The organism is Paenibacillus sp. J5 (assembly GCF_054955055.1).
Genome location: NZ_JBUEDD010000003.1, coordinates 360,173 through 371,099 on the forward strand (window position 1 = coordinate 360,173; position 10,927 = coordinate 371,099).

9 protein-coding genes are annotated in these 10,927 nt (G+C 54.5%); 7 read left to right on the forward strand and 2 right to left on the reverse strand.

Going from position 1 to position 10,927, the window contains the following annotated elements; genetic code table 11:
* Window positions 1-399 precede the first annotated feature (399 nt).
* The 7 genes from ACY1JZ_RS06850 to ACY1JZ_RS06880 all read left to right on the forward strand — a co-directional run bounded on the left by ACY1JZ_RS06850 (window position 400) and on the right by ACY1JZ_RS06880 (window position 8,983).
* A complete protein-coding gene (locus tag ACY1JZ_RS06850; RefSeq protein ID WP_462628605.1) occupies window positions 400-1,740 on the forward strand; it encodes a DUF2264 domain-containing protein in 1,341 nt (446 codons plus the stop codon).
* Window positions 1,741-1,807: 67 nt separating this feature from the next.
* Window positions 1,808-3,889 (forward strand): heparinase II/III family protein, encoded by a 2,082-nt coding sequence (locus ACY1JZ_RS06855; protein ID WP_462628606.1) that lies wholly within the window; start codon window positions 1,808-1,810, stop codon window positions 3,887-3,889.
* Window positions 3,889-5,280, forward strand: a complete 1,392-nt coding sequence (locus ACY1JZ_RS06860; RefSeq protein WP_462628607.1) for a glycoside hydrolase family 88 protein — start codon at window positions 3,889-3,891, stop codon at window positions 5,278-5,280. The genes ACY1JZ_RS06855 and ACY1JZ_RS06860 overlap by 1 nt, the downstream gene beginning before the upstream one ends.
* Window positions 5,281-5,806: 526 nt before the next feature.
* The gene (locus ACY1JZ_RS06865; protein ID WP_462628608.1) at window positions 5,807-6,766 is read left to right on the forward strand and encodes a cysteine peptidase family C39 domain-containing protein; all 960 of its coding nucleotides are present in this window, start codon (window positions 5,807-5,809) and stop codon (window positions 6,764-6,766) included.
* Window positions 6,767-6,778: 12 nt separating this feature from the next.
* Window positions 6,779-7,027 carry an acyl carrier protein gene (locus ACY1JZ_RS06870; protein WP_270166377.1) on the forward strand — a complete coding sequence of 83 codons (249 nt, stop codon included), beginning with the start codon at window positions 6,779-6,781 and terminating at the stop codon, window positions 7,025-7,027.
* Window positions 7,020-8,261, forward strand: coding sequence for a class I adenylate-forming enzyme family protein (locus ACY1JZ_RS06875; RefSeq protein WP_462628609.1), 1,242 nt, complete (start codon window positions 7,020-7,022; stop codon window positions 8,259-8,261). The genes ACY1JZ_RS06870 and ACY1JZ_RS06875 overlap by 8 nt, the downstream gene beginning before the upstream one ends.
* Window positions 8,261-8,983: an SDR family NAD(P)-dependent oxidoreductase gene (locus tag ACY1JZ_RS06880; RefSeq protein WP_462628610.1), complete on the forward strand. Its 723-nt coding sequence runs from the start codon at window positions 8,261-8,263 to the stop codon at window positions 8,981-8,983. Before ACY1JZ_RS06875 ends, ACY1JZ_RS06880 begins: the two co-directional genes overlap by 1 nt.
* A gap of 137 nt (window positions 8,984-9,120) precedes the next feature.
* Here the strand turns inward: ACY1JZ_RS06880 and ACY1JZ_RS06885 are convergent, their stop codons facing one another.
* Both ACY1JZ_RS06885 and ACY1JZ_RS06890 read right to left on the reverse strand, forming a co-directional pair.
* Window positions 9,121-9,948, reverse strand: a complete 828-nt coding sequence (locus tag ACY1JZ_RS06885) for an ABC transporter permease (RefSeq protein ID WP_462628611.1) — start codon at window positions 9,946-9,948, stop codon at window positions 9,121-9,123.
* The gene (locus ACY1JZ_RS06890; protein WP_462628612.1) at window positions 9,938-10,876 is read right to left on the reverse strand and encodes an ABC transporter ATP-binding protein; all 939 of its coding nucleotides are present in this window, start codon (window positions 10,874-10,876) and stop codon (window positions 9,938-9,940) included. Before ACY1JZ_RS06890 ends, ACY1JZ_RS06885 begins: the two co-directional genes overlap by 11 nt.
* Window positions 10,877-10,927 lie beyond the last annotated feature (51 nt).

The following is a 10,927-nucleotide window of genomic DNA, read 5'->3' on the forward strand; positions in this document are numbered from 1 at the left end:
GGCTGCTATCCGGTAGCTGCCGGGTTGCTTGTAGGAACAGCTCATACGTAGGAAATAGCACGGATGAGTAGATAGGATCGTGGATGAATAAGGCCTGAGGACGAGCTGGATAGCAGCGCGTCCTCAGGCTGTTTTGGCTGCGGTCATAGGACTACATATTGGACGGCTCCAGGCTGCTGTCGATTCCATATGAGCTGGTGATGGGCGAGCAGACAGAATTAAGTGATCATCTTGTGCGCGGAATTGCTATAATAGGACAAGAATATGCTGGAGTCGGATTACCCTCGCTCACCTCGGATGGGAAGCGATTACAACGGTCTGCTCGCTCTAGCGTAATAAATCATTGGACACGACGGGTCAGGCTAACGCCTGTGGGCCCATGCAGGAGGAGAATGATTCATGACAGAGCGCAATGAGGAAGCAATGCCAGGCCTGATGCACAGAGGGGCGAACAGCAGTTATGGCAGCAGCGATGGTGGGGGAGGTGAGGCTGGGGCTTCAGGCTCTTCGGCGCTATCCTTCTCTGGTGCGGGGGGTGATGCCCAGTTGGGGACGGGGAACACGCTGTTGGAGATGCTGCCCCGCAGCGAGGAGAAGGGACGCGGCTATTGGTTATATCGGCTGCTCGCCACGGCCGCTCCTGTCATCGATGCCTTGGCGGCGGGACGGCTGCGGGCGAGCATGCCGGTGGAGGCGGCTGCAGGGGAGGATCGCACAGATTGCACCTATCTGGAGGCCTTCGCCCGGACAGTGATGTCGCTCGCTCCCTGGCTGGCGCTGGAGAGTAGCGACCGTGAGGAGCAGGAGCTGCGGCTACACTGGCGTCAGCGGACAGCTCGGGCACTCGCGGAGATTACGAATCCTCATTCGCCGGATTACGGACACTTCGGAGCAAGCGGGCAGACGCTGGTGGATACGGCGTTTCTCGCGCATGCGATGCTCCGTGCTCCGGGCCCGCTGTGGCGAGATCTGGATACTGACGTGCAGCAGCAGGTAGTGTCGGCCTTGAAGGCGACGCGCACCATTACGCCTCCTCACTGCAACTGGCTGTTGTTCAGTGCGATGGTGGAAGCGGCGCTCCATCTGACGGGTGAGGCTTGCGACTGGATGCGCATCGACTATGCCTTGCGTCAGCATGAGCTATGGTATAAGGGGGATGGGGTCTATGGAGATGGCCCTGATTTTCATTGGGACTACTATAATAGCTATGTGATTCAGCCGATGCTGCTGGACATCATCGGCTATATGAACCGTGCGTGCGGTGCGTCATGGCCAGGGGCAGGACTGGTGCCCGAGGCAGCGGCGCGCGCGGCGCGCTTCGCGGATGTGCAGGAGCGACTCATCGCGCCAGACGGCTCCTTCCCGGCAATCGGGCGCTCGATTGCCTATCGCTGCGGCGCTTTTCAACTGCTGGCACAGCTTGCGCTGCTGGAGGGGCTGCCCGTGCGGCTCGCCGCGGCTCAGGGCAGCGTGCGCAGCGCGCTGGAGGCGGTCATTCGCCGCTGCCTGGAGCCGGCGGGCACCTATGACGCGCAGGGCTGGCTCCGCATCGGCCTCGCTGGTCACCAGCCGGGGCTCGGCGAGCATTACATTTCGACGGGCAGCCTCTACTTGTGCACCGCCGTCTTCCTGCCGCTTGGCCTTGCGCCGGAGCATCCATTCTGGAGCGAGCCCGATCAGCCGTGGAGTGCACGGAGGCTCTGGGGTGGAGAGGACATGGCTGCTGATCACGCATTGTAAGTGGAGTCTGTAGCTGTACAGACCAGAACAGGCCTTGCGAAGCAGGTCATGATTTCGGGGGGGATTTGTGCTGTCGTTCATCAAGGGAGCTTGCACAGCAGCAGAAATGAACGGCATGCTGTTGCGGCAGTTGAAGGCGGGCTCCTTGGACGAACGAGGCCCACCGCTGCGTAGCGCGAAGGAGAGAGACCCGGTCTCATGTTTCTTACATTCAAGCATAGGAGAGGAGATTACAGCAGTGGATTACCGCACGGTGCAAGAAGCATTGAATTACGGTGACAGGCAGTTGGCCGGAGCTCCCGGAGGTGTGCAGGCAGCGCTGTTCGCAGAGGCGCTAGACGCCGGGAAGTGGCAGGAGCTGAGGCATGAGGAGTACTACAAGCCGCAGCTCGAAGCGATTCGGCAGGAGGGAGCTCATCTGCTCGGCGAGCCGGTCGAGGCGCTGCCCTTCTCGTTGTATCGCACTTATGACACGGATGGCTCACGGCAGCCGTTCGAGCGCCCGTATTTTGCCCGTCGCAGACGCCTCAACCTCTACGCATTCTTAACGCTGCTGGACGAGGACGCGCGCTATCTCGCGGCACTGGAGGATATCATCTGGACGCTGTGCGATGAGTATGCCTGGAGCCTGCCCGCCCATCTGGGCGGGCAATCGCTAAGCTGGCCGCAGGCCGGGGAGCAGCAGCATCGACAGGTCATCGATCTGTTCGCAGCGGAGACGGCATTCGCGCTGGCTGAGGTTCTGCATCTGCTGGGCGACAGGCTGTCCCCTGTGTTGAAGGGACGCGCCAGGCATGAAGTGCTGGAGCGTGTGCTGAAGCCATATGCCGGGCTTGGCCCTGCTCTGCACTGGGAAACCTCCCAAATGAACTGGGCCAGCGTCTGCGGCGGCTCGATCGGCGCCGCTGCGCTATATTTGTTCGAGGACGCAGCTACACTGTCGCCGCTGCTCTATCGCATTCTTGGTACGCTAGACAGTTATCTGAGCGGCTTCGAGCCAGATGGCGCGTGCGTGGAGGGGATCGGCTACTGGGGATATGGCTTTGGCTTCTATGTCTATTTTGCCGAGCTGCTCAAGCAGCGGACGGCTGGCCAACTGGATCTGATGCAGCAGGGCAAGGTACAGGCGATTGCCATGTTTCATGAGAAGGCTTATCTAAGCGGCTGCAGCACGGTGCCCTTCTCTGATGCGGTGCGTACTGTCCGCTATCCACTCGGTCTGCTGCATCAGCTCAAGCGCCGCTACTCACAGCTTCATGTGCCTCCTGCAGCGGGTCGGGTCGATCTGCTGCAGGAGCCGGTGGCGCGCTGGGCGCCCTTCATCCGCGAGCTGATCTGGAGTGATCCGCGCTGCCAGGGTGCGCCTTGGCCGACATGCAGCTACTTGCTGCCCGATGCGGGATGGTTCATTAGCCGGGTCTGGCCGGGTGAGGAGGCAGCAATGTCCTCCATGTCCTCGGTGCCCTCCGTGACGGCACCGTCGGCCTTCGCTGCCAAGGGAGGGCATAATGATGAGCCGCATAACCATAATGACCTGGGCAGCTTCGTCTATCATATTGGCGGGGAGACGCTGCTGGAGGATTTGGGTGCAGGAGAATATACGAAGGCGTATTTTGGCGCCGGGCGCTACGATCTGCTATGCAATGGTTCACAGGGTCATTCCGTGCCGATCGTTAACGGCAGTGTCCAGCAGGCCGGGAGAGAACGGCGGGCGCAGGTGCTGTGCGTGGAGCAGACCGCTGGGCTTGATCGATTCGGAGTGGAGCTGTCCTCCGCTTACAACGAGCCTGCCCTGCTGGGGCTGGAGCGTAGATGGGAGTGGGACAAGCGCAGGCTGGCGCTCAAGCTGGAGGATCGCTTCCTGCTACGGGAGAGCGGCATCATCATTACCGAGCGGCTAATGAGCGGCTTCGAGCCAAAGCTGCAAGCCGATGCCGATGGCAGCGTGCTCATCCGTGGTCTCCAGCAAGGACTGCGGATTCGTTGCCAGACCCATGCTCACATCCAGGTTACTGTGGAGCCATATCGCTTCATGGATCACCAGCAATGCGAGCGGCAGGTCTATGCGCTTGACTTGACCTGGACGGCCGCTGCGCTGGAAGAGACGATGGCAATTATTATAGAAGCAATAGCAGGAGAGGAGCTCTAATGATGACTAGAGAAAGAGAACGGGAAGCCGATAGAGGTGCTGTACCTGGTGTGCCCGATAGGTTAACAGTGAAGCAGGAACCACTGGCTGCCGCCCGGCGCTCTTCGGGCAGTGCGATTCAGCCAAGAGCCAGCGCAGAGGGGTATGAGCAGGGGGCGGAGTCGCTGCTGGAGGGACAGCCGCAGGCCAGCACAGCTCCTGCTCCTGAGGCTGCCAACTACGCTGGACAGGACGTGGAGGAGCAGCTCGCTAACGGCGGTAGCGAACCGGCCGATGCAGCCTATGCGGCTGCTGTATGGGAGCGAGTAGTGCGCAAGACGGGGGTGCTTGCCGGGCGCATCGGATCGCAGTTCCCGCATGCGGCTCCCGGCGGAGTGTATGAGCTGGCTGAGCCGCACTGGTGGACGGCTGGCTTCTGGCCGGGCCTGCTCTGGCTGCTGTATCGCGACGGTGGGGAAGCTTCCCTGCGCCAGCTTGCAGAGGAGTGCGAGAGCTGCCTGGATGAGCCGCTGCAGTCGTATGAGCGGCTGGATCATGATCTAGGGTTTATGTGGAGCTTGACGAGCGTCGCTAACTACAAGCTGACGGGCAACCCCGAGTCGCGGCGGCGGGCGCTGCAGGCGGCCAGTCATTTGCTCGGTCGCTTCAACCTGCAGGGGCGCTATATCCGCGCCTGGAATCCGTGGCGGGAGGGCGAGCGCAATGAAGGATTAGCCATAATGGACTGCATGATGAATCTGCCGCTGCTCTATTGGGCATCCGAGGAGAGCGGCGACCCGCGCTTCCGCCATGTGGCGGTGGCGCATGCGACGACGACGCTGAGACATTTCGTTCGCGCCGACGGCTCGACGCATCATGTGATCCGTTTCGATCCCGAGACGGGCGAGGTGGCGGAGGCGCTCGGCGGACAGGGCTATGCCCCGCAATCCGCATGGTCGCGCGGAAGCTCCTGGGCGCTATATGGCTTTGCATTGTCCTACAAGTATTCTGGCGACCGCTCCTTCCTGGATGCGGCCAAGAAGGTAGCGCATTACTTTATCGCCAATCTGCCCGAGGATGGCGTACCGGAGTGGGATTTCCGCCTGCCAGCAGGAGTGCGCAGATATAAGGATTCCTCAGCGGGCGCCTGTGCCGCATCCGGGCTGCTCGAGCTGGCTGGGCTTGTGCCGGAGGAGGAAGCGGAGCTGTATTACAGACATGGCGCACGGCTTGTACGGTCGCTGGAGGCGGTATGCGGCCGTTGGGAGGAGGATGCGCCTGAAGGACTGTTGCAGCACGGAACAGGTCATTACCCGGAGCAGAAAAACCTCGACGTGCCCCTTATTTATGGCGACTATTTCTTCGTAGAGGCGCTAGCGAAGCTTCGCGGACGGAGGGATATTTTCTGGTAAGCACACTTGTGGTTCGACCAACCGCCGTCATGTAGCTGGGCACCGCGCGCTGGGAGCTGCGCGCGGTGCGAAAATCCGGGGCTGCCACGGGCTTGATGAGAGTGGAATGGCAGCAGAAGATTTATGATGGGTGTGGACTCCATGCTATGCGCGGTGCTGCCGGGATGAGTATTGTGGGCAGTGCCGCGTTGGCAAAGTTCAAAACAAAAGATTATAGATTGATATAAAATCAAATTTTGTGTATATTTATATCATATTTATTATTTAGGAATATATTATTTTAAATGTTATTTATTTCTTTCGCTTTCTATGAATAGTAAACCCTTGTCTCCTTGTGTTAATCTCTGCTTCTCCCTTCTGCACTTCATATGGCGCCCAACTATACATTCCTCTGGAAAGGTGGTTTGCATTTAGTGATATGACAACTATCCAGCCCTACAATGATCTTTGGCTTGATTGCATACATAATAATCTGTTATCGATGCTTATTCAGGCGAATCCTTCCTATCGGCAGATTGTTTACTATATGAGTGTAGAGTACCGTATGAAGCAATACCACCAACATTTTCAACCGGAAAGCGTGCGAGGTGAACTGCTTCAGCAGGGTTATTTCACACCTAAGATCGTATATTCGTTCGAGCCTTTGACAGCTATGATCGAGCAGCAGGAGTATACGCTAGAAGCGGGCCAGGCGGCTGACACTGTGTCGTTTATAACTTCCAAACTGGACGAAGGCTACTGCCTATTCGCTTCTGTGGATCGATTCTATTACCCTAGTGGCAGGGAAGCACAGCGTTTTCATCTCGTGCACCCCGTTTTTATCTATGGCTATGACGAGACCCGAGGCTGTTTCCTTACGATCGAGGATTGCATCCTTCCAGGACAAATGGAATATTATGAGCTGCCCTATCATTCGTTCTATGCCTCATGCGATCACTTTCATGGCTTGGGGCAGAACATAACAGTTACCATTTGCCGAGTAAAGCAACCGCTTACAGGTTTGGGGGAACGGGAGGTCATGGTAGCTGAAGCTAGAAAAATGTGTACAGGGTTGCTAGACCAAGGGGTATTTTATGAGGAGCAATACGACCTGTACTATCATATGGGGCTGGATAGCCTAGATGCCTTTCTGAAGGAGATGGATGTCTTCTGTGCGAACACAGAAGAACTCTCATTATACAAGATTAGAATGCTGCAATTTCAACAACTGCATCTGCGCAATATTCATCTCGTTCGCTATTTGGTTGAACAAGGGGAGCTGGCGAGTTCGACAGCAGAGCCATTGTTGAACCAGTATACGAAGCTTCATGACGAATGGAATCGCTATAGACAGCAGAGCTTCATTTTTTTTGCGGCCAAAAAGGTTTCGGGTGTCGTCGACCAGGTGAAATTGCAGCGCTTGAAGGAGCAGTTGTCGGAATTGAGGGATATGGAACGGGAGGCTGCTGTTTCATTTCTGATGCTATTAGATCCAACTTATGTTTAAAGGAGAATGGGAATGGATAAATGCGTTGAAAGGCTGCGGATGATTGTAGATGAAATGTTCCAGGAGAATCGAGGCATCGGATGTCAGGAGCTGCTCTTGACAGATCGTTTAAGAGAAGATCTCAATATGGATTCCTTTGATATGGCTGAGCTGACAGTTAGAGTGGAAAATGAGTTCGGGGTAGATATTTTTGAAGGAACGATCGTTCGCACCATTCAAGAGGTAGTCGACAAACTGCAAGTGAAACTAGCCAATGAATGATCTGTTTCTTGTTGCCGGGAAGAACACCTACAGCTATCAGAGCCTTGTCGCTGACCTTAACCGTATTCAGACGGGGCAGAGGTATGTTTCTTCGCCCACCAACCATCCCTATGAGGTTTTTCTAGCTATTGTACATAGCCTGATTCACGATTATGAGATTGAGCTTCTGGATGGCGAATTATCAGCCTCTGAGCTGCTTGCTCAGGGAGTAGATCAAGATTCATTGCGCGAGACCGTCCCTATTAATACGAGTCGACCTGTGGGAAATTTGACAGAGCTATTCGAGCGTATCCGGGGCAGTACAAGCTGGAAACTAACGCTTTATACATCGGGGACAACGGGACGGCCCAAGAAGGTAACCCATAATTTGATAACGCTATCAAGGAATGTGGTCGTTAGTGAGAAGCATGCGAGTGATGTATGGGTATTGGCATTTTTGCCGACACATATGGCCGGTTTGCAGGTTTTTCTACAAGCCTTTATGAATCGCAACCCGCTGATTTATGCATTCGGGGAGGATATGACGCGTCTAAGCGAGCTGCTGCGCCAGCATCAGGTCACGCATATCTCTGCTACGCCGACCTATTATCGAACTGCCTTACAACTGTTGATAGGACAGTATCCATCGGTGCGGAGTGTCGCCTATGGCGGTGAGGGCTTCGACAGCGTGCTGCACACGAATATGACTTCCTTGTTCCCTCAGGCCAGATTTCGCAATATATATGCCTCGACGGAGACGGGCTCCTTGCTCATCGGCAATGGGGAGTGGGTGAAGATTCCTGAGGGATTAAAGCCATTTATTGCGATTCAACAAGGAGAGCTTATGGTGCATCGGTCACTGCTTGGCTACATGCATGCAAGGGAGGAAGAAGCCGATTGGTTTGCGACAGGAGATCTGGTTGAACAGGTAGGAGAGGATCGAATTCGGATTGTATCCAGGAAATCTGACTTTATCAATACTGGCGGCAATAAAGTGAATCCATTAGAGGTAGAGGCGGTTTTGCGTGAAGTGCCTGGTGTTCAGGATGTCTGCGTGAAAGGGAAGCCGAATTCGATTCTCGGGCAGATTGTGGTGGCAGAAATCGTGATTGGTGAAGGAGAGGATGGCCAGGTCATCAAGCACCGAGCCAAGCATTATGCCGTCGAGAGACTTCAACAATGGAAAGTCCCGCGAATGATCTATATCGTTCCGCATATGGAACCCTCCCGTACAGGGAAGAAAGTGAGGCAATAGTGTCAATCATCGTCACCGGAAGCTCCAAAGGGGTAGGGAAGGAGATTACAAGAAAGCTTCTGCAGGACACGCAGCACCGGGTAATCGGAATAAGCCGCTCCTCGAATTCAGAGACGGATGAGCTGAAAGCAGAATACGGCGCGAGGTTCCACCAGATAAGCTTCGACCTGTCGGACACGAACGGGATAAAGCAGCTTTATTTCAATGAATTGAAGCCGCTAGGGCCCATCTATGGACTAGTGAATAACGCAGCAATGGCATACGATGATTTAATAACAAATGTGAGCATGGAACGGCTGCTGGAGATGTATCAGTTGAACGTATTTGCCGCGATCCATCTGACCAAGTATGCCATCCGAGATATGATGCTGCATCGGACACATGGCTCCATCGTCTTCATCTCCTCGGTGAGCGCCCATACCGCCTATAAAGGGTTAAGCATGTATGCCTCCTCCAAAGGAGCCATTGAAGCGTTCTCCAAGGGTCTGGCAAGAGAATGGGGCGGAGCAGGAATTCGTTCTAACTGTGTGGTGCCTGGCTTCATGGATACATCGATGAGCGCATCGCTGACAGAGGAGCAGAAGCAGCGAATATATAATCGTACTGCATTGAAGGCAGAGACAAGCTTGGAGAGTGTGGCAGAGACCGTGACTTTCCTATTGTCAGACAGAGCCAGATCGATAACCGGCCAAAATATTCATGTTGATAGTGGGACGATTTAGCCCGTGCTATCCCCTCTATAGTTCATACTAAAAACCGTTCTCTCGGGTTATGGAGATGATACTCCCCATCTGCCCAAGGAACGGTTTTGTTGTATTCTCTCCTTCTGTCGTGAACCAATTCTAGCGTAGCACGCTCCTCAATCCTTGCGCCAATCGAGCTTGCGAAGCCCCACTGTAATGGCTAAGATCAGCCAAGCGAACAGAGCCGCGACCATAATCCAGAATCGGGAGCCGTAGTCGCTGCTCAGCGCATCCGTAAGAGCGATAGCTGCTTGGCCCGGAGGCAGAACATAAGAGGTGAACTTGAAAATCCATGGTAGCTTCTCCTGTGGAACAATGACCGGACACAAGAAGGTGACGATGACATAGCTCAAGTAGAAGTAGAGATTTAACTGTCCCATCGATTTGACCAAGCTGCCGACAGAGGCTCCGATGACAGTAAGGCATGCGGCTGTTAGCAGCGTCAACGGCAACGACCATAGCAAGACTTGTAACGGGAGCCCGATAGCAAGCCATCCAATCAGGATGTTGCTAATGACTCCAGGAACAGTCGAGAACAGTCCGAGTGTGAATAGGGCTGTAATAAAACTCGATTTGCCAATCGGCAAGGAACCATAAAAATCCATCTCGCCGGCCATCTTCATAATCGCAATCCGTTGAATGGCGAAGTTCACGCTTCCATAGCTTACGGACATGACCAGATTGCCAGCAATCAGCCAGGTTGCCGTCTCATTTAATTCAACGTAGGATTGCAAAAGCCAGAATAGTCCTAGTGGCATGACAAGGCCAAACAAGAGAAGAAAGGGTGCATTGCCTCGATAATCGGCGTACTGCAATTGTAGCAGCAACCAGTATTGCTTGCTCCATGGGTTGGATGCCCCCAGGGACAACGGCTGTGGACCTTGCTTGGAATCCGGCTTGGGTGTCAGCGACTGCTCTTCATACCGCGCAGGATCAGCATTCAATCGTCTCACCCCCTGTTAATTCAATGTAGATGTCCTCCAGGTTGGGCGTGACGATGCGAAAGTCATCCAAATATTGGAGCTGTGGGAGCAATTCTTGGATGATGTCATTGGACTCGCTACGGCTCACCATGAGGTTGTAACGGTGCAAGCCAATCTGTGTAGCCTGCGGGAAACGGTGGATTATAAATTGATAGTCATAATGGGAACGAAATACTAATTCAATACGGATATGCTCGGTTACTCGGCCTTTAAGCTCTCCGGGTGAGCCGATAGCCAAGACTTTACCGTTCTTGATAATGGCTACCCGGTCCAGTGCTTGTTCTGCTTCAATAACATTATGCGTAACCAGAATTATGGTGGACCCGCTATTGGCAGTTTCACGTATGACCTTCCATACGACTCTCCGCACCTCCGGGTCCAGATCATTGGTAGGCTCATCTAGGATGAGAACCGGACGTTTACATATTAATGTCGTAGCGATGGAGACAAGGCGACGTAGTCCGCCCGATAGCTCAATCAGTCGCTTATTGGCATGCTTCTCCAATCCGAATTGGCTCAGTAAATATTGGGTTTCCTCTGCGGCCTGCTGTGCACTCAAGCCGCGGATTCTCCCCGTAATCTTAATAATCTCGGCCGCTCTGGACTGTAATGGCAAGGATAGGCTCTGGGGCTGTACCGCCAACAAATGCCCGGCTATTTTCGGCGATGCCACCAGGTCATGCCCAAACAGCTTGATGCTGCCGGATGTAGGTTTGCTTAGTCCTGCAAGCTGCCTTACTAAAGTGCTTTTGCCGGCTCCGTTGGGCCCAAGCAGGCCGAACACCTCGCCCCGTTCAATACGAAACGTGATATCATCATTAGCGATTAGTTTTCCTGACTGAAAAGTTTTCACAATGTTGGTAATTTCATAAGCGACCGCTGTATCCATTTCTTTCCCCCTCGTGCTTTTGAGATCATCCTGGATGTCCCTTGCGGGATA